This is a genomic window from Microcoleus sp. D3_18_C4, assembly GCF_036702355.1.
GTDB lineage: Bacteria > Cyanobacteriota > Cyanobacteriia > Cyanobacteriales > Microcoleaceae > Microcoleus.
Window position 1 is genome coordinate 120,820 of sequence record NZ_JAUBTF010000009.1, and the last position, 19,501, is coordinate 140,320.

The window sequence follows — 19,501 nt, forward strand, 5'->3', positions numbered from 1 at the left end:
CATTAAGGCCAAAAACACGGGTTTGCTGCCAAAAAATAAATGTATTATTCAATGCGACATACTGGCAATAAACGGCATTTGTGGAAGTATTTCGAAAGTAGAGTTCGATAGGTTTGCTTTTCGTGGTAAGCTATAAGTAAAGAATCAAAAAATAACATCAAAAATCTCTAATGACAGTCACTGAAACCTCCAACATTCGTAAACTGCTGTGTGATCCAGACTTAGGGCTGATTCCTCACCTAGAAAAGTGCCTGCAAGATTTGCACTCATCGGCGATCGCCAGTGGAGAGAAATTCAAGGTAGAACCTTACGATATAGAACTCAAAAGCTGCCACACCCAGAAGCATCCCAACGACCAAAAACCCCTTGTCACCCAGTCAGTGTTAATAAAAGTTCCTCTGACTGGGAAAGTTCAAGACAAGATGCACCTATATCTGATCGCAACTGAGTTGCAGAACCAAATCGACTTCAAAATTATCGACTGGAGTGCCTTAGAACGCCGGCAATACGACATTCAGGGCATCCCTTTAAAGCAGCCGATCACCAAAATAGACGGCCACATGAATTACGAGTTAGTATTCGATCGACCAAGCTACTGCTGCATTACTCTGTTCCGCCAATTTGACTTAACTTACGCCGCCAATTTTTAATACCCATTCTGAAAAGTAGTGATACAGATTGATTGTACGGAAGCGTCTGTAAGGACAGGGTAATGTCATGTCCGGCGCGGGGACTAGGACACGGCATTGCCCTGTCCCCACGGTTTGCTTTTAATAATTGGTAGAAGATTGAGGATTGTAGATCGCGATCGCACCAAATCCAATTCAAACCGCTCGATTCGCAGTTTCCGCAAGAATCCTCTTAATATCAGCAGGAGTCAGACTCGGATTAGCTTGTAACATTAAAGCTATCACGCCGGATACTTGTGGCACTGCCATTGAAGTACCCGCAAAATATCGATAAGGAATCCCCGGTTGAGAAAGTGGCACAGTTGAATAAATGTCACCAGAATCCGCCGTGCCAGCGTCGCCGCCTGCAGCAACAAAGTAATTAATTGTCTCCGCACCCGCCCGGTTAGAATAATTCGCAAACAAGCCATTTCGGGTAACACCACCGACAGCAATTCCTACCTCATTGGCAAACCGAGCCGGATAATCTGCTTGTGGGCGAGCATCATTTCCCGCCGCCGAAATCACGATCACGCCTTGAGCTTCAGCCGCTCGAATCGCATCCAATTCTTGAATATTCAACTGTAGGCCACCCAAACTCACATTAATGATCTTTGCTCCATTTGCCACCGCATAATTAATCGCATTAATTTCATCCCGAATTTTCCCCACCCCGGCCCTATCCAGTATTTTCAAAGGCATAATCTTCGCAGTTGGAGCAGTTCCAGTAATCCCAACCCCATCTTTTTTCGCAGCAACTAAACCGGAGATATGAGTGCCGTGATTGTTATCATCCATCGGGTCATTATCGTTATTGACAAAATCCCATCCTCGGAAATCGTCAACAAAGCCATTGTTGTCATCATCAACCCCGTTGCTAGCTTTATTGCGACCGATCGCATCAACACCAGTTTCCCCCACATTGCTCCAAATATTCCCGATCAAATCCGGGTGATTGTAGTCAACTCCGCTGTCGATAACTGCCACCACAATTCCGTCTCCAGTCAAGCCCTGGGCCCAAACCTCTGGAGCTTTAATTAAATCTCTGCCCCAATCCTCGCCACCCAAGTCGGGAACATCAGGAAAAGTTGCAGTACCTTGAGCTTTAGCAACTGCCGCCGCTGCATTCACCAAACCGAACCCAAAACGAGAGTCAAAACCCTGCAAGTTGCTCGGATTGTTAGGAGAAACAGTTGCAGGAGTTGCAGACAGATTTAGGGAAAAATTTGTACTGCCTTGGTATTGATAAACTCGGACAAAGTAAGTTCCTGCGGCTAAACCGTTGATGTCGATCGACTCCGGCGATAAATTCGGTTGTTGAGAAGAAGCAATAATATCGGTGAAGTCAATAGAATTGTCGCCGTTAAGATCTTTAATTAAAGCCACGTCAACATCCGCCGTCAAACCGCTGACAGTTAATTTAAAGTCGCTAGTTGCAGGCAAAATAAAGCGGTAAAGGCCGTCTGGCCGGGCGTTGCTAAGCGAGTCTGCGATGGTTTGAGTGCCGCCCAAAACGCCTAAATCGCGAGCTTGATCAAGTTGGTTGCCCAATACGGTAGTTGCAGAGATGAATGTATCGGCGAGGTCTTGTGGAGATGCGTTGGCTACCAAGCCTAAAATAGCATTGGATTGACGAATTTTAATTAATGTATTGGAAATACCGGGGGCGATCGATATTTCTTCGAGAATCAAGTCAGCTTCGGTAAGATTGTCAGTCAGGCCGATCGCATCCACAAAACTGTTAAAGTCAGTAATAACGTCAGCAGCAGCCGGATCGGAGACTGCGGAGTCGCTGCGGAGGACAAAGGTATCTGGGCCCAAACCCCCTGTCAGCGTATCTTTGCCCCCATCGCCCACTAAAACGTCGCTGCCGTCGCCACCGTTGAGGGCGTCTCCTCCCTTGCCTCCTTGCAAGGTATCGCTGCCGGCATCGCCAAACAGGAAGTCTGCGCCGGCACCACCGTTAAGCAAATCGTTGTCCGCACCCCCTAACAGCGTATCGGAATTACCACCGCCGAGAATGCGATCGTTACCATTATCACCGCTAATTATTTCGGCATCCGACGAACCGACAATAAAATCGTTGCCGCCAAGGGCAAAAAATCCGTTAGGATAAGGAGTCAAAAAGCCCGGAGTCAAGGCGAAACTATTGGGGCTATCATCTAAAAGATAGGAAAGACCGTCAGGGCTCGGGCCGGGCATAGAAATGTACTCCTAGCGAGGTATATCGATCTAAATTTTAGATTTTAAATTTAAGTTTGTGGTTAAAAACGCCCTAAATTGTCTGTAATGCGGGCATTACGCACAGTCTGTAGAGGTCTGCATAGGTTAGGTTAAACTGAGATGTTCCACCATTCTCAATTACTTGTTTAGGAACAGGCAAGATGCCTGTTCCACAAAAATGTTGAGTTATTGTGGAACGGGCATCTTGCCCGTTCTTGACAATGGTGCAACATCTCAGGTTAAACAGATTTATTCCGTCATCTCATGCCTTGTAAATTAACCATAATTCCGCCTTAGCCCATCTCAAATATAAAATCTAAAACAGTATAACTTAATCCCAAATTCAAAATCGGGATCAGAAAATGGGAAAACAACACTTGCATCGAATTCAGAATTTTTTCAATCTCGCGAAATCGCATTTAAAACCTTATTTGCGCTATTTGATTTTGGGCGGGACGTTTTTATTTATTGCCAAAGCTTTTTTAACTCACTGGCGAGAAGTCGCGAATATCCAAATTCGAGCCGAAAGTTTTCCGTTGCTGGCGATCGCCCTTGGCGTCACTTTATTTTCTCTAATTTTTGTCGGCTGGGTGTGGATGTTGATTTTGCGGGAATTCCGGCAACCTGTAACTGCCGCCTGGGCGATTCAAGTCTTTCTCAAAACTAATATTGCCAAGTATTTACCCGGGAATATTTGGCATTTTTGGGGTCGAATATTGGACGCCAAAAATGCCGGCATTTTCCCGAAAGCTGCTACTCTCAGCGTGTTGCTGGAACCGCTGCTGATGGCTTCTGCAGGCGTTTTGATTGGGTTGATTTGTTTTGACAAATTCAATTGGTGGTTGCGGATTGTTGGTTGTGCTGCTATTTTAACGGCGATTCATCCCCGCATTTTAAATCCGATCGTTGTCTTTGTAGAGCGGTTGAAGTTATCCAAGAATAATGGGGAAAATTCAAATACTGGGGAGGTGGCAGGCGAGGGACTGAATTTTCGTGTAGAGTCTAGCTCCAATATAGCTAAAAAAAGATCGAATGTCAAGTCGCGCCACAAAAATAATTTGCCAATTAAACGCTATCCTTTAGTGCCGTTAATCGGACAAATGTGTTTTATCGGATTGCGGGGCTGCGGTTTTTTGCTAACTGTAATGGTTTTAACTCCGGTGAACTTTAGCAATATTCCCAACTTGTTAGGTGCTTTTTGTTTTGCGTTTGTTGTCGGTTTAGTTGTACCGGGTGCACCGGGGGGAATGGGAGTATTTGAAGCAACGGCGATCGCCCTGTTGTCCGATCGCTTTTCTACGGGTATAATTCTGGGTGCGGTGGCTTTGTATCGGATAATTAGCATTCTGGCGGATGTTTCGGGTGCATTTTTAGCTAAACTCGATCGGCAGCGAAATCAGCGCAGTCCAAAAAGGCGAATTTAAAATCAAATATTTGAGGAAGATGATTTGCGGCGATCGAGGAAACCCTGAATCGGGCCATGTAGTAAAAGCTATAATCAAAGTCCTGAGTTCCAACTCACAGACTGAGGTAAATTACTTGAACTGTGGCTGACCGCGTAAATCCAATCATCTCAGTGGCAGCAAATTCATCACATTACAGGTTCTTTGAAATAATGACTCTAACCTCTGGTTAGCCATGACTCATAACAACAATCGAACGACAACAATTCGTTACCTTCTAATTACATCAGGTGTACTGGCGATCGGTGGATTAGGCTATCTTGCTTATACCATGTTGCACGAACGCAACGAAGTACGCTACTACGAATCCGAACAGCAATGTATTGTAGATGCGATGAACCAAAGCAACGGGTTCACCAAAGAGCAGTGTCAGGCCCAGTTCCAGTACGCAATGCAGGAATACGAACGCATTACGCCCGTGTATCGCACGCAGCCAGAATGCCAAGAAGACACAGCAAGCATTTGCTCGCAGGTATCGAATTCCAGCGTTGCTACCCCCGGATGGCGACCAGAGTTCGGCGGCTTCTATTTCACCGATGATGTCGATGATGATGCGCCTCCAACAGTGGTCAACGGCGTCAACGGCTCCTACACGGTTTATCCAGTGCAACCGGTTTACCGCTCCAACATCGGAATTGTAACTCCTGATAGAACCCAGATTACTCGTCCCCTACAGGGCGTACCGCTAGATTCTCCCTACTTTTCCTCCAGTGGCGACACCCCAAATCGCCCCCCAGGCCACGCAGCTCAGGGAACCATCAAAGGACGAGGGAGGTTTGGTAGCACAGTCCGTTCCACGGCTCCTTTGGGAAGCGGAGGAAAGTAACCAAGACCGATTTTTCTCTATTTTTTCATATTCTCCAGTGTCACTAGCAAGGTGCTTCATCCATGTATCCCTTTTTGTTTCAACGACGGCGCAACTGGCAGCAGCACGTATTAGAGAACGCCTACCAATGTCAGCCTCTTGCAGACATCAACCAACGCTACTGGGCAGAAGCTTTAAACCGTCCCTTTGGGGTGATGTTTTCGCGCCAGGAAGAGGCGAGGATCTGGGATGCTACTGAGGCTCTTTGGGATATGTGTCGGGAGTTTTTGGACTGGTTTTTCACCGCTGATGGCCTAGAAAATCGGATGAAAAAACTCGCTATTCCCCCTGCTTTCTGGGAAGCAATTCAGGTTTCGTGGGATCGGGTTGACGAAGCAGAAGATATGTCTCTTTATACCCGTTTCGATCTTGCCGTCACTGAAGATGGAAAAATTAGCCTTCTAGAAATCAACGGCGAAACTCCTCTCTTGGGTGCAGAAACAGTCTATCAATGGCTGTGGTTAGATGACATGAAAAAATCAAGCCGAGATTTGCGATCGCTTCCCAACGATGCCGATCAGTTCAACAACTTTTGGGACGAAGTTGCAGGCCGCTTCCGCACTCTAAGTCGTCATTATGATTTAAAGCAATTCGGTCTGAGCTTGTTAATTGACGAGCATCTGTCAGAAGATACCGAGATGGCAGGACAACTGGTCGAAATTATTAATCAAGAATTGGGAAACGATCGCTTTTTCACCCAACTTGTAGGATTGCGTAACCATCTGGGCGTCGATGAAGAAGGATTTTTTGTCGATCAATTCAATAATCGGATATTGCGACTGTGGAAAATCATCGATTGGCTGGATTTGCAACTCGCCAGCCAATCCTTTAACGCAGATGAAGCCCTAGCATCGCGCCTGATAGCAGGGGACGTGAAAATCATTGAACCGCTGTGGAAACAGATTTTAAGCAATAAAGGATCGATGGTGTGGATGTGGGAATTATTTGGCAACCACCCAGTGTACGCTCAATTCTTGCTACCCACTTTCTTCACAGATACTATCTCGATCGAATCCACAGCATTACTAACCCAAATGCACGTCAAAAAGCCCCTCGTCGGTCTAGAAGGTGTTGGGGTTTCTATTGAAACAGGCGATTTTATTGCCGGAGCCGTTCACGCCCGCGAGGCGATGGGCTACGATCGCGAAGGATTCATTATTCAGTCCTATCAACCCTTGCCCGAATATTTTGGCTACCACTTCGTCGTAGGTTCCTGGATTGTCGGCGATACTCCATCGGGTATCGTATTGCGCGGAGATACCAATCCGATCACCGGACGACATTGCTTAATCGTTCCGCATATTGTGAGCGATCGTCTGGTGAATACTTAACTTCTAATCAGAAAAACTATGAAATTACAAACTCATGATGTCCGGGGAATTCCGATTCTTAGCAGTGAGTGGAGTGTAGATGAATTTATTGCCGATGAGTTAAAAATTCCCGAAGTCGCGCCTACAATTCAGGCTGGATTTATGGATCTCCTCAGCCGAGATGTGTTCTCTGAGGGGGACAGTCAGCCACTCTACGAGCATCTGCTATCTCGCAGTTCGGAGTTCTCGTTAGAATTCATGAGTGCGATCGAACTTTGGCTGCAAGACGAATTACGGCACTACGTTGCTCTACGTAAGGTCTATCACATGGTATCAGGTCTGTCCCTAGAGGCGATCGACCAAAAAAACCAGAGTCGGGTGCATGAACTCGAACCGATCTCGTTTCTGATTGAGAACGAATTCACCATTCTAGTTGGTTTAATGTTTGACGAAATGGGTTCCGTGTGGTCTTATCACCGGGATATTAAAGAATTCTACCAACACTATGGGAACGGCTTTGCTCGCGTAGGACATTTGGTGACGCAGGATGAGGGGCGGCATTTTAGGAATGCTGCGACTCTCATCCAACATCGCCATCCCGAAAAAATTGATCGGATCGAACCCTTATTAGAAAAGATTAGCGAGATCGAAGCCAGTCTTGCTTATTATCCCAAGACTTTCTTTCTCGATCACGCTCAGGAAAGACACCGCTTTCCGAAAGATTTTAATACCCAGGTGATTCAAAGAATTCTCTCTTTTTTCTAACAGAATTACCAAGTTAATCATCGGACAAATATTATTATACTTTCCGTGGCGATCGAGCCTCTCAAACTGACGCACCCTACCGCAACTTTCTCTTTCTCCTGTAACTCTCTCTGTGTCCTCTGCGGTTAAAAACTCTCATCCTTATATGAATTAAAGCATTTTTTCTAGAAATTGCTTGGCGCGATCGCACTTCGGGTTGCTAAAAAACTCCTGCGGCGGCACATCTTCCGCCACCTTTCCCCCATCGAGAAACAATATCCGGTGGGCGACTTCCCGCGCAAAACCCATTTCGTGAGTTACAATTGCCATTGTAATTCCCGTTTTCGTCAAAGCTTTCATCACATCTAACACTTCTTTAACCATTTCTGGATCGAGTGCAGAAGTCGGTTCGTCCATCAACAAAATTTCCGGTTCCATAGCCAAACAGCGGGCGATCGCCACCCGCTGTTTTTGCCCCCCCGAAAGCTTAGAAGGATAAACCTCTGCCTTATCTGACAAACCGACTTTTTCCAGCAATTCTAACCCCTTCAGACGCGCCTCCTCCTTAGCAATTTGCTTCACCTTTACAGGCGCATAGATCACATTTTGCAGCACAGTCATGTGCGGGAACAAGTGGAAATGCTGAAAAACCATCCCTACTTTCTGGCGGATTTTCATAATATCTGCCTTCGGCAAAGTAATATCCACCCCGTCAATGTATATATGTCCCGAAGTCGGAATTTCCAGTAAATTCAAACACCGCAAAAAAGTAGATTTGCCGCACCCCGAAGGGCCGATAATGGCAATCACTTCTCCTTTGTGAATCTCAGTAGTTATCTCGCGCAAAACCTTCAGATTCCCAAAAGATTTATACAGGCGATCGACCTTAACTGCTACTTTGGAGTCTACGTTCGAGTACATTTGCCCCCCAAGTTAAACTAAGCACCATCAAATAATAAATTGCGCCGACAAATATCAAAGGTTCAAAGTAAATATACTTTTCTGCTCCCACAATTGTAGCGCGGCGCAGCAAGTCTTCTACGCCAATTACTGAAACTAAAGCTGAATCCTTCAGCAAAGCAATACTTTCATTCACCAATGCAGGCAAAATATTTTTCAACGCTTGCGGCAAGATAATATCGCCCATCATCAGTTTGTAGGGAACGCCAAGGGATTCTGCGGCTTCTTTTTGACCTTTATCTACGGCTTGAATCCCGGCGCGGATTGTTTCGGAAATATAAGCCCCAGAATTCAGGAAAAAAGTAATGACGCCAGCTTGCAGCGCCGATATATTATAGCCCGTAAGCTGTGGCGTTGCAAAATAAACTAAAGTCAACTGCAAAATTAGCGGCGTTCCTCGAAAAATTGAGGTGTAAGCAGTGCCAAACCAGAACAGCGGTTTAATGCTAGAAATCTTAAACAGAGACAGGACGATTCCCCAGATAAATCCGAGAAATGCCGACAGCAAGGTAAAAGTTAGCGTTACTCCAATCCCGGATAAAATATAAGGCAAACTCGGCAAGATTTTGCCAAAATCTAACCCGAACTTGGACGCTACCGCAGGCTGATTTGCTTGAGCAGGTTCTTGCGGAATTGGTCGAGAAAACCACTTAGTAGCTAGTTCCTTAATTTGACCGCTGGCTTTCATTTGCTGGAGGACTCGGTTGAATTCTGGAACTAATCTCGAACCTTTCGGAAAGGCGATCGCCGAACCGCTTTCTTCAGTATTTGAGATTGTGTTAAATTCCAAGTCCGGGTTCGCTGCTGCATAACCCGTAGCAACAGTATCCTCGATCACTCCCGCCGCGAGGCGGTTCGATTTAATTTCTTGAATGATGTCAGGAATCCTATTCAGAGGAGCCAGTTGCACCCCGGCCATTTTTTTAACAGCTTCCTGCTGAATGCTTCCGAGTTGAACACCTACTTTTTTCCCGGCTAAATCTTCAGCTTTGGTCAAGTTGCTGCCTTTATTGGCGACAATTGTATTTTGAGCTTCGTAGTAAAGGTTAGAAAAATCAACATTTTTTTTCCTTTCTGCGGTGGGAGTCATTCCAGCCATCACAAAATCGGCTCTGCCAGCCTGCAAAGCGGGAATTAAGCCGTTAAAATCCATGCCAACTACTTTCAGTTCGTAGCCTAATTTTTTAGTAATATATTTGGCAATATCGATGTCAAAACCGATGATTTCGTTGCCGCTAACAGCCGTATCTTTAAATTCATAGGGCGGGTAGTCTGGGGAAGTCGCGAGTGTTAAAGTCTTGTTGGTTTGGGCGTAGCTGGCGATCGCAATTAAACAAAAGGCGATCGCGATCGCCGCCACCAGCATTGATTTTAATTTTAAACGTTTCATATCGAACATTGTCCTAAAAAATCCCCTCGCCCAGAAAATATACCACACATCGGAATCAAGTCACCTTTGTAAAGCAAGATATACTCCTGGACGCACGGGTTTCCAGAAACCGGGTTTGATGGACAAACAAACTGCATAATTAGCATTTAATAAGAGTAAAAAACCGATTATAAAGGTATTAAGGCGTCCAGGGCTAAAGATAGATAATTGGGTCACTAACTTATATTTAAAAAATGTCCGCAAGGCACCTTTCTTAACAATTTAGAAAGGAAAGATTATTTGCTAAATTCCCACCCATGTTGTATCCTTGTCCTAGTTGCGATCGGTATTTATAATCATCCAGCATATTCCATCTATATGTGGTACAAGGTATTCAGTATATCAAAGCAAAAAATGCGATATTACTTCTAAGCCACCGGGAACGATCGAGTGGGAGTAATACCATTGTCGATTATTGATTTTCGATTTGGATAGATGCCGTCTGTAAGTCCTGTGTTAATTACAGGACTTACACAGAAAATTTATAGTCTAAGAGTCAACTGTCAACAGTCAACTGTGTTGAATAGTGTTGCAAAAATGCTTCCAGTTCTGTCCGTCCTTGTTGGGTAATTGAGTTGTAGAAGACTTCTTTTTGTCCATTGGGAGTGTAGAAACGATAGAAGCGTCGATCTCGATCGATTTGTCGCAGGTATACTAAGGGAACGTCAACAGATGCAAGGAGTCGGGCTTTTTTGCGATCGCGCTCCTGCACCTCTGGGCGATCGTGCCAATGAGATTGACATTCTATCACCAGTTGGGCTTTGCGACTAGCACAATAACCGCGTTCCATCAAGGCGATATCGACTCTGGAACTCACCCAAAATTTCCAAAGTTCAATGGGAAGACGGGTGAAAGTTTCTGGACGAGAACAGATGATTTCTAGGGGAACTTGGGGACAGTAACGGAAGCGATCGCCTAAAATCATCTCTAGAATATCGATAGCGATCGTTTCTAACTCGTTGATGATTTCTCCGCTTTGGAATTGGGGAAATGAAGACAAAGAATTGTCATAGTCAAAGGCGTAGAGCATTAGTTTTATTTCCGATTAGGGTTAGTGGGAATTAAAGGGGTTGTAGACGACTGTCCAAGCGTTTGCACCAAGAGCGGTGGCAGTCCAAGCGCCCTTCTGGTAAGGTTTGCCTTCTTTCCGAGCGCGGTAGAGAGTTGTGGTGGATACCTCCAACAGTTGTGCGGCTCTATGGGTTGTGCAGGATTGCTCAATTACAGTTGGTTGGGATGGGAGTTTTACCCTTCTCTTTTTGTTAAGGGAGTCGATGGGAGTAGGTGGCTCGTCTGGGAAAAGGCTGAGTTGGAAGGCTGTCATAAGCTGAACCTTTGAGTGTTAATGATTCAAGCCTATTGGAGTCAACTGGATTTCTCCAGAGCAAAACGGTTCAGAAAAAAGTGAACTGATCTGAACTGGTCAAGAAACTTGATGCTGACTATGCTAGGGATAGTTTTGATTGAGATTTTGCGCCTGTGCTGTTGTCCCGCCGTGGAATCAAGTCCACGGCTCATAGCGAAAGTCCACTCAAGTGGACTGAAGAGCGCTTTTTTGGGTCAGAATTTAGTCCTCTTTTAGAGGACTTTCGCTATGAGCCAGGGGTTTAAACCCCTGGCGGGCTATGCAACTGATGCAAAATTCTCAATTTCATCCACTCTGATTGTTAGGAATGAGTCAAGCTATGGCATCTGGAAAGATTCGGATTGATGACGCAGGTTTGGATAAAGTTCGTCTACGGATGGCTGAATTGGAGAAGCCTGACACTTTCGATAAAAGAGGCAAAAAGTGCTGGACTGAGGAATATCTTAAGGATCAAACCTTTGTGAGTCTTAGCACAGTAAAACGCTTTCTCAAAGGAATTGGAGTGGGTAGGGACTCTACTACCTCCATTCTTAAAGCATTAGGATTTGAGCCCATAAACTTTATTGCCCAACATGACTCCAAATTGCAGAATTCCAAGCGAGATCCACAGCCAAATATTGCCATTGATTGGCAGCGAGTTTGCCAAGAAATGTTACACGAGCAGCAAGAGGAGCAACGCTTTAGACGAAGAGCGACAGAAATGGGATTTGAAGTTAATGTTTTTGTACCGCTAGGTTTAATGGAACGGAAACAGCAGCAGCGTCGTAGTGGCAATGTGCCTATGGAACTGTTACATCAATTAGAACCGGAAGTTGTTACCCGAATTTACGAGCATGATGAATTCATGACTCACGTTATTGGACAAAACCCTACTGGAAAAAATAAACATATTGCTATTGTCGGCGAACCAGGAGCAGGAAAGACAACGCTGTTAGATAAAATCGCCACTCACATTCATGAAAATAATCAAGATTGGCCGATTTGCATTGCGCTGGCAAGTTTGCAAGGAAAGACACTGAAAGACTATATCCTTCAGGAATGGTTACCGGAAGCTATGGCTCTGGTTTATCCTGATATTGATATAGAGAAGTCTCACAAAACATCTCTACAGAAACGGTTACGTCACGGTGGGGTGTGGCTGTTACTTGATGGTGTTGATGAAATGGCTGTAGGGGCGAATAGTTGTTTGTCCCTGGAGGAAATCAGAAACCAGCTTACTGATTGGTTGGGTAATGTGCGAGTAGTTTTGACCTGTAGAACCAATGTTTGGGATGCCCGTCTCAACAATCCTCTTACAGGTTTTGATACTTACAAAACTCAAGAATTTAAACCACCGCAAGTAGATAATTTTATTCAGCAGTGGTTTGCTGAAGCAAAAAATATTCAACGGGGACAGGAGTTACAGAAAAAGCTGCAACAACCGCAAAAAGAACGCATCCGCCAACTCGTAAAAAATCCGCTTCGCTTATCTCTACTGTGTCAATTATTCAGCAAAAATAAGAAAGTCGAATTACCAGAAACAAAAGCCGAACTATATCAACACTTTGTCTGCTATTTCTATGAGTGGAAACCATCCCAACTGGTTATTGATTGGGCGACTCAACTAGGTTTGCGAGAAGAATTACATCAAGCCCTCGGTCGTTTGTCTCTAGCAGGATTGGATAGCGATACTCGATTTCGCTTGTCGCTGAGTTTAATTGAAAAAGAAATGGGCGATAGGCTTTTTAAATTAGCCTGGGATCTCGGTTGGCTGAACTTAGTAGATCGAGAATCTGCAACAGATGAACCTGTTTACGCATTCTTTCATCCTACATTCCAGGAATATTTTGCATCTTTAGTAATTGATAATTGTCAATTTTTCATGGATCGTTATAGAATTTTTGAAAATCAATGGTTAGAAGTAGCTATATTATGGTTAGAAAACTCCCAAATCTCAACAGTCCTAAAGAAAGAATTGATCGACACAATAACCAATCTTAAGAAAGATAAATGGAAAAATATGTATCGGCTTAAGCTTCTACCATTAAATATAGTTTACTCGTGTCAATCTGGCGACATAGAATTTATTATTGGACGGGTATATTTCGTTTGCTCGGATGATAATATACAAACAAAAGTATACAAGTTAATGCTTCCTGGTTATGAGGAATTCATCATAGAATCGTTAAAATATTACGCTCCCAAAGAAGCCTGTGATATTATAAGTCAAGTCATCAATAATAATACTGATTTAGAACTATACGAACAATCTAGGCTTTTGGAAGTTTTATTTAAAATCAACCCGGAGCATCAATGCTTAAAAGTATCAATCCCTAAATTATTAAAAGACGATCGTGAGGGACGTGCCATAGAAGTGGCAAAAATAGCTTTAAAACATGATAATTTCAAGCAAATTGCCGTTGATTTTTTAGTTAATGCTTTATTAAACGAAGATGAGCAATACGAATTACAAAATATTTCGATCATTAATGTTTTAATGGATTCTAAGATTTTGGATAAAGGGGTTATTGGTAAGTTAATATCATTTAAATTATTTAATTCCGAAGAAATTGCGCTCGCCAAAATCAAACAAACTAATTTTGAAGTCACCGATAAAATAATTGAAATAATCCAAACAAATAAAGATTATATGTTACGCCATATTTGTATTAAAGTTTTGCTAATGGAGACATTCTCAAAACAATCGATTATTGAGGAATTAGTAAATTTAATCCTTAATTTAAAAGACAGTCAAATTCAATGGTTTATTGCCGACGAATTACAACAAATTACTCACAAACCACAACTGCAAAGGCTAGTTTTTGGTTTAAAGGATTATGTAGAAGATGCAGTTGCTAAGTTAGACAATGATTTATATATAATTGTTTATTCACTGCTTTGGCATTGTGCTAATCACTTGAGTTATACGGAATTTTATGACGCTTGTTGTGTTCAACCATCCTGTACTGACTTAGAGGCACTTGAAAACATCTCTGTTGCTAACTCTTCTACTGCTCAATACCTCAACATTGTTGAGCAATTGTCAGTTCTTCAGTCTGCGGTTTCCCATAATGAAGAACTCGATCGAGCAGTACAACTGATTTGTATTGATGGTAGCGAATTTAACCCTCCAGATAATCCTGCCACTGATATCTACATCCAAATGGTAGAGCAAGGTTGTCCAGAACGACAAGAAGGAACACCCACAACTATGCCACTGCTCAAAGCCTATTGGCGACTGAATTTGAGAAACCTAGGAAAACGAATTGCTTTGGTGTTCTACAACTCTAAAATCGATCGCGAATTCAGCGAACCTTTTCTAACTGCACTGAGTGCTTTTGGAGGCACGATCGCAATCATCACCGATCGACCATGCGACAATGTAAAACGCATTTCTCCTAACCATCCGAATCTCATCGATGCAGTTTTGAAATGGCTGCAGCGATCGATTTTGGAGGCTTGAATTTTGATTTAAGGAGAAGGCGATCGCTTTTTCACCAACTCAGGCGCGATCGCACTCACTCCCCCAAATCCAACTCGATCGAAACATTTCTTCATCTTTCTCTGAATTAAGAGAATCGTCCGCTAAAACAGAGTAGGAGAATTTCCGCTACGATCGAGAGTAGATAGGCTAGCACCAGATAAAATAAAGTAAAAATTCCATCCGCACTACCCGTTGAGATGGCTGCGAGCTCTCGGTTCAAAAGTGGAGATTTTGCTACCTTGGCATTTGCGGGGGGAAATGGCTACAGAAATTCAAAATACTTGGAATTTATACAAATAGAAAGACAGAAATCGACGACAGCCGATCGATCTATTGTGGAAAACTTGCCGATTTCTGGGGAAAACCCCCCTTTTCCTGTGGAAAACTGCTACTAAATTAAGTGCGATCGCTCTAACCCGATTGATAGGATTTAAAAAATTGAAGCAATTGCAGTAAGTAAAAATACTTTCCCGATTCTTCAATTAATCCGTGTATCCGTGTCAAAATCACTGGTTGTGCCTTCATTTTTCAGAATCGTAGCTAATTTGGTCAGACTTGTAAGCAGGTGGCTCAACGTGAATTAAGATGCGTACAGGGCTGAAACGTTCTTCCAAACGGGCTTCTACTTCTTCTGTAATCCGGTGAGCTGTTTCTACATCGACAGCATCCACAATCATGTGCATATCAATAAATACTTGACGCCCTACAACGCCACGGGAGGCGATCGAGTGACAGTTAACAACCCCCGGTACATCCATTGCGATCGCGTGAATAACTTCCGGTGCGATCGCCATTTCATCCACCAACCAAGGCAGATTTTCCCTTAAAACCTTCCAACCGCTGCTAAATACCAAAACAGCCACAGGAAAAGACAAAAACACATCCAGGGATTGTAATTGAGGTATATTCCAAACCTCCCCTTGCCAAACTCCAATCAACCCGCCGATGACCATAATTGTCACCCAAACATCGCTCATCGTGTGCTGGGCGTCAGCCACTAAAATCGCGCTACCGAGGCGTTTCCCAACCCTGCGCTCGTAAAAAGTGACAAAAATATTAATCCCCAGTACGAGCAACAAAATCCACAGTTCATTTGGGGATATTTTGACAACTTTACCCCCCTTAATCAGCCTTTCGACAGCACCGCTGAGAATTTCAAAACAGGCAATTCCCAGAAAAACAGCAATTCCCAGAGCTCCGAGAGCATCAAATTTTTGGTGTCCGTAGGGATGATCGCGATCGGGCTGCGGATTGGCATAATGATTAGTTACCAATCCTAAAATATTATTAGCGCTGTCCGTGACGCTGTGCAAAGCATCTGCTAGCAAACTCAGGGAACCAGTCAGCCATCCCACGGCTGCTTTTATTGCCATCACCAGCAAATTTAGCAATAAGGTAATTATTAAAACCTTGCGGACTTCGGAACGGTTATCGGCAACCATAAAATCTCCTCGATCGGCCGTCAAGTTTTCTGGTTCCTAGTTTAAAGCTTATCAAGTCATAAAAGGTTAAAACTATTGCTGAATCTAGCTTGCGACTAGATTTATATTCATTAATTTAGCCTAGCTTCTTGAGACAAATTTTAATTAATACCAGTTTCGCAGTCCAATTGAGCTGGAATGTACTTCTTTTGGGTTACTATATTTTTTATCATTAACAATAGTATGTTAAATTTCATTGCCCATGTCTCTTTCTCCGCTGACACTGAATTTAGTCGAAGGTTCTGTCTCCTTTAGCTTTTCCCCGCAAGCCGCGCGGGATTTGCAAAGCGAAATTGCAGCTTTGATGGAAAGCTTGAAAGCTGTAGCAGCCAAAACCGCTGGCGCTAAAGCTTCTCCCCAAAAACCGATGGAATATCGGTATGCAGGAGATGTATTTTTGGAAGTTTTCTGCAACCCGAATATCTGGCCCACTCCTTTTGCTGCGAAAGTGCTGATTACGGTTCGGGACGATCGCGTGCGCGTCACCACCGAAGCCGAACTCAGCCGCCTGCGCGACGATCTCGCTCAGTATATCGAACAAGTAGGTTGAGATTCTCAACCTGAAACGCTCTTGTTTTAGATTCCCGAATTCTTGAAGAAGAACAGGCTTTCCGCCCTGTTCCACAAAGAGTTAATTTTCTTGTGGGGAGTAGGGGTTGGGCTTCTAGCCCGCCCCTGAAAGGCTTATTGAAAGGGGATAGCTATCTGCCGGCGAAGCCGACCATTCCCACATTGAACCTGCATAATTCTTAGCATTAAATCCCACATTTGTCAAGACACAAGTCAACCATGCAGAGCGAATTCCCCCACTACAATAACTCACAATTTGAGTTGACTGCCAAACTCCTTTTTGCTGCAAAATAGCAACAATTTCCCTACGACTCAGCAGTTTTCCCTGTTTGTCCATTAACTGTTTGTAATAGAGGTGAACCGCACCGGGAATGTGGCCGCCCCGCTTTTCTCCGTAAGGCGTTTTACCTGCATATTCTCGCGGCTCTCTGGCGTCAATAATGACTAAATTCTCATCTCCTAAAATAGCTTTCAATTCATCCCGCTGAATTTCCCAATTCGAGCGGCGAGATATTACAAAATCTCCTGTTTGCGGTGGATTGTTTGCATATTTCACTCGATTAATTCCAGCTTTGATTAAAGCTCGATATCCTCCATCGACAAAAACAGCTTTTTCCTGTCCCAAAGTCCGCAACATCCAAACAATTCGCCCGTCTTCGCCCCACCCTTTCACGGAATCGGCAACGACTATGACAGGTTGGTCTTGACAAATACCAATTGCTTGCAGTTTTTGAGTTAAAACTGTGTTATTTTCGATAATTTTTCCCCTGTGGGGAAAGTCGGAACGCGAAAATTCCTGCCAAGTTACGGGAATAGCTGGTGGGAGACGGCAAAACCACTTTAAAATGGGTGCGCGAGCATCTAGTAAAGTAGCTTCTTGTTCCAGCAATTCCTTAGCTAAATCTGCATTTACTATCCAGTTATTTGCTAAATTACCCAGTAAATTAGACATAATTTATTGAGTTATTTTGGCTGTATTAGCACCGCAGGCTAAAACCCCTTTGGTATTAGTTGGATTAGCGGGTTTAGTCTTGCCAGGAGCAGCATTTATACACAAAATTGTTTGCGTCTTGTTTGCCACCAAAAACACTCCCCCCACAAAACTTTTGAGATTAGCTTGCTTCGATACTCCGTAGTTAAATACAGCACCTTTTTTCACCATGCCGATCGAGTAGCTGTAGTTTGCTGAGTCAGGTTTAACTTGGAGACCGAGATAAACCAATAGATTGGAAACAGAACTTGTAAAGCCTGCTTTTTCAGCATAGTAAACTTGCTGGGCTTTATTCATCGAACCCACAAAGTTTTTCGCTTGTGATTCCTTCGCTGTAAGCGTTTGTGAAACTTGAGCTTCCGAGACCGGAGTGAAAACAACTGGCAGAGTTAGAGCTGCGAGCGCAACTTTGAGCTGCCAGTTGCGGCTGCTATAAATCCTGCTTAATTTCACAGATAACAGGTGGAATGAGCGGTTGAGCAACATACAATTAAACTAATTGTTTTGCCTGAAACTGTTTCAACGCCCCAGGAGCAACCGTGCCGTGTTCAGTAATAATTCCTGAGATTAATTCCGCCGGAGTTACGTCAAAAGCGGGATTGTAAAATTCGACTCCCACAGGACAAATTCGCGTAGTTCCAACTTGATACATTTCAACTGGATCGCGTTCTTCAATGGGGATTTTGCTACCGTCGGAAAGTTCAAAATCAATTGTTGACAGAGGCGCGGCGACAAAGAAGGGAACGTTGTGAGCTTTGGCAACAATTGCTAAACTGTAAGTGCCAATTTTATTGGCGGCGTCGCCGTTAGCAGCGATTCTGTCTGCACCGACAACTACTGCGTGAATCATGCCGAGTTTCATGCAGTGAGCGGCCATATTGTCTGCTATCAATGTGACAGGAATTCCTTCTTGCACGCATTCCCAAGTGGTGAGTTTTGCACCTTGGAGACGGGGCCGAGTTTCATCAGCAAAAACTCTTCCGAGTCTTCCTTCTCGCCAAGCAGAACGAAATACACCTAAAGCAGTACCGTAGCCGGCAGTTGCTAATGCACCGGCATTGCAGTGAGTTAGTAAGTTCAATTTTTCGGGTGTAGCGGGCAGAACTTCTAAACCTTTGTCGCCGATATCTTTACAAGTTTGCAAGTCTTCTGCTTGAATGGTTTTAGCCATTTCTAACAAAGTTTTTTGCACTTGTTCCACAGAACCGCTAGTTCTCTCGGCAGTTTTGAGCATTCGCGATATTGCCCAAAACAAATTAACCGCAGTGGGACGAGTGGATCGCAATAACTCGCCAACTTGTTCTAATTTAGCGAGAAATTCGCTACGATCGCCCGTTTCGATTTCTCGCGCCCCCAAATACATCCCGTAGGCTGCTGCAACCCCGATCGCCGGAGCACCTCGGACTATCATAGTTTTAATCGCCTCAGCCATATCTTCGCAGCGGCTAATTTCCACTACACCGTATTCTTTCGGTAGCCGATTTTGGTCAATTAGCAGAACTCGGTCTTCCATCCAGGTGACGGGCGAAACAGGGGAGTTTTGAGGGGTCATCTATTTCAACTATGTGAGGGACAAGTTTCTATGATGCCATGAAGGCGACTATTCCTCTATTTTATGAGGGACACGCTGAATTTGCCAAAATCCCAGCCCTGCGGTTTGAGATTCGAGACTGGACATTTGAGATTGAAGAATGGCTGGAGACCTACCACTCTCTGGGTTTGGAATTGGCGTAGAGTTGGATTCTTTTTCACAAAACTGTACTTAGTAAAAAACCGAACATTTAGTTGGGTAAATTATACTTACGTTTTTTGAAAAATTTCCGTAATCGGGAACAAGCTAGCTGTACCTGCTGTCTGGTTTTTTTAAGTGGAGAATGAAAAAGTGCGATCGAGCAACTTTCCAGCTCCAACAGATTTACAAAAATCACAAAAATAGATAATCGTAAAGCTTTGTCTGTACAACTTGTA

18 protein-coding genes are annotated in these 19,501 nt (G+C 43.9%); 9 read left to right on the top strand and 9 right to left on the bottom strand.

The annotated features are described in order from the left end of the window. Positions 1-170 precede the first annotated feature (170 nt). Positions 171-650: a hypothetical protein gene (locus tag QUA90_RS06870; protein ID WP_333385543.1), complete on the top strand. Its 480-nt coding sequence runs from the start codon at positions 171-173 to the stop codon at positions 648-650. A 174-nt stretch (positions 651-824) separates the two neighbouring features. Here QUA90_RS06870 and QUA90_RS06875 read toward each other — a convergent pair whose 3' ends face one another. After that, the gene (locus QUA90_RS06875) at positions 825-2,870 is read right to left on the bottom strand and encodes a S8 family serine peptidase (protein WP_333444553.1); all 2,046 of its coding nucleotides are present in this window, start codon (positions 2,868-2,870) and stop codon (positions 825-827) included. Positions 2,871-3,253: 383 nt separating this feature from the next. Here QUA90_RS06875 and QUA90_RS06880 point away from each other — a divergent pair, with 383 nt between their 5' ends. From QUA90_RS06880 to QUA90_RS06895, 4 genes are all read left to right on the top strand, one after another. Next, the gene (locus tag QUA90_RS06880; protein WP_333444555.1) at positions 3,254-4,315 is read left to right on the top strand and encodes a UPF0104 family protein; all 1,062 of its coding nucleotides are present in this window, start codon (positions 3,254-3,256) and stop codon (positions 4,313-4,315) included. A gap of 214 nt (positions 4,316-4,529) precedes the next feature. Further along, complete coding sequence (locus tag QUA90_RS06885; protein ID WP_333444557.1) at positions 4,530-5,180, top strand: DUF1190 domain-containing protein; 651 nt, start codon at positions 4,530-4,532, stop codon at positions 5,178-5,180. A 62-nt stretch (positions 5,181-5,242) separates the two neighbouring features. After that, complete coding sequence (locus QUA90_RS06890; RefSeq protein WP_333444559.1) at positions 5,243-6,550, top strand: glutathionylspermidine synthase family protein; 1,308 nt, start codon at positions 5,243-5,245, stop codon at positions 6,548-6,550. 18 nt (positions 6,551-6,568) lie between these two features. Beyond that, the gene (locus tag QUA90_RS06895) at positions 6,569-7,294 is read left to right on the top strand and encodes a hypothetical protein (RefSeq protein ID WP_333444560.1); all 726 of its coding nucleotides are present in this window, start codon (positions 6,569-6,571) and stop codon (positions 7,292-7,294) included. A gap of 150 nt (positions 7,295-7,444) precedes the next feature. On the opposite strand, the gene QUA90_RS06900 is transcribed toward QUA90_RS06895, so the two are convergent. The 4 genes from QUA90_RS06900 to QUA90_RS06915 all read right to left on the bottom strand — a co-directional run bounded on the left by QUA90_RS06900 (position 7,445) and on the right by QUA90_RS06915 (position 10,986). After that, the gene (locus tag QUA90_RS06900) at positions 7,445-8,194 is read right to left on the bottom strand and encodes an amino acid ABC transporter ATP-binding protein (RefSeq protein ID WP_333444562.1); all 750 of its coding nucleotides are present in this window, start codon (positions 8,192-8,194) and stop codon (positions 7,445-7,447) included. After that, positions 8,160-9,623 carry an ABC transporter substrate-binding protein/permease gene (locus QUA90_RS06905; protein WP_333444564.1) on the bottom strand — a complete coding sequence of 488 codons (1,464 nt, stop codon included), beginning with the start codon at positions 9,621-9,623 and terminating at the stop codon, positions 8,160-8,162. Before QUA90_RS06905 ends, QUA90_RS06900 begins: the two co-directional genes overlap by 35 nt. Positions 9,624-10,158: 535 nt before the next feature. Then, positions 10,159-10,692 (bottom strand): hypothetical protein, encoded by a 534-nt coding sequence (locus QUA90_RS06910; RefSeq protein WP_333444566.1) that lies wholly within the window; start codon positions 10,690-10,692, stop codon positions 10,159-10,161. A 21-nt stretch (positions 10,693-10,713) separates the two neighbouring features. Next, entirely contained in the window at positions 10,714-10,986 is a 273-nt protein-coding gene (locus QUA90_RS06915; protein ID WP_333444568.1) for a hypothetical protein, read from the bottom strand. Between the two features lie 349 nt (positions 10,987-11,335). Here QUA90_RS06915 and QUA90_RS06920 point away from each other — a divergent pair, with 349 nt between their 5' ends. Together QUA90_RS06920 and QUA90_RS06925 are read left to right on the top strand one after the other, a co-directional pair. Beyond that, positions 11,336-14,470 (top strand): NACHT C-terminal alpha/beta 1 domain-containing protein, encoded by a 3,135-nt coding sequence (locus QUA90_RS06920; RefSeq protein WP_333444570.1) that lies wholly within the window; start codon positions 11,336-11,338, stop codon positions 14,468-14,470. A 218-nt stretch (positions 14,471-14,688) separates the two neighbouring features. Next, positions 14,689-14,886 carry a hypothetical protein gene (locus tag QUA90_RS06925; RefSeq protein ID WP_333394269.1) on the top strand — a complete coding sequence of 66 codons (198 nt, stop codon included), beginning with the start codon at positions 14,689-14,691 and terminating at the stop codon, positions 14,884-14,886. Between the two features lie 126 nt (positions 14,887-15,012). Here the strand turns inward: QUA90_RS06925 and QUA90_RS06930 are convergent, their stop codons facing one another. Then, the gene (locus QUA90_RS06930; RefSeq protein ID WP_333444572.1) at positions 15,013-15,933 is read right to left on the bottom strand and encodes a cation diffusion facilitator family transporter; all 921 of its coding nucleotides are present in this window, start codon (positions 15,931-15,933) and stop codon (positions 15,013-15,015) included. Positions 15,934-16,174: 241 nt separating this feature from the next. Here QUA90_RS06930 and QUA90_RS06935 point away from each other — a divergent pair, with 241 nt between their 5' ends. Continuing rightward, positions 16,175-16,522, top strand: coding sequence for a hypothetical protein (locus QUA90_RS06935; protein ID WP_015174783.1), 348 nt, complete (start codon positions 16,175-16,177; stop codon positions 16,520-16,522). A 114-nt stretch (positions 16,523-16,636) separates the two neighbouring features. Here QUA90_RS06935 and QUA90_RS06940 read toward each other — a convergent pair whose 3' ends face one another. Genes QUA90_RS06940 through mtnA form a run of 3 tightly spaced genes read right to left on the bottom strand, consistent with a single transcriptional unit; the run spans position 16,637 to position 19,085 of the window. Next, a complete protein-coding gene (locus tag QUA90_RS06940) occupies positions 16,637-17,494 on the bottom strand; it encodes a rhodanese-like domain-containing protein (protein WP_333444574.1) in 858 nt (285 codons plus the stop codon). A 3-nt stretch (positions 17,495-17,497) separates the two neighbouring features. Beyond that, positions 17,498-18,019 (bottom strand): type IV pilin-like G/H family protein, encoded by a 522-nt coding sequence (locus QUA90_RS06945; RefSeq protein ID WP_333444576.1) that lies wholly within the window; start codon positions 18,017-18,019, stop codon positions 17,498-17,500. A 4-nt stretch (positions 18,020-18,023) separates the two neighbouring features. Further along, entirely contained in the window at positions 18,024-19,085 is a 1,062-nt protein-coding gene (gene mtnA / locus QUA90_RS06950; RefSeq protein ID WP_333444578.1) for an S-methyl-5-thioribose-1-phosphate isomerase, read from the bottom strand. Between the two features lie 38 nt (positions 19,086-19,123). Between mtnA and QUA90_RS06955 the strand changes: the two genes are divergently transcribed. Continuing rightward, positions 19,124-19,267 carry a hypothetical protein gene (locus QUA90_RS06955; RefSeq protein WP_333444580.1) on the top strand — a complete coding sequence of 48 codons (144 nt, stop codon included), beginning with the start codon at positions 19,124-19,126 and terminating at the stop codon, positions 19,265-19,267. The last annotated feature ends 234 nt before the right edge of the window (positions 19,268-19,501 follow it).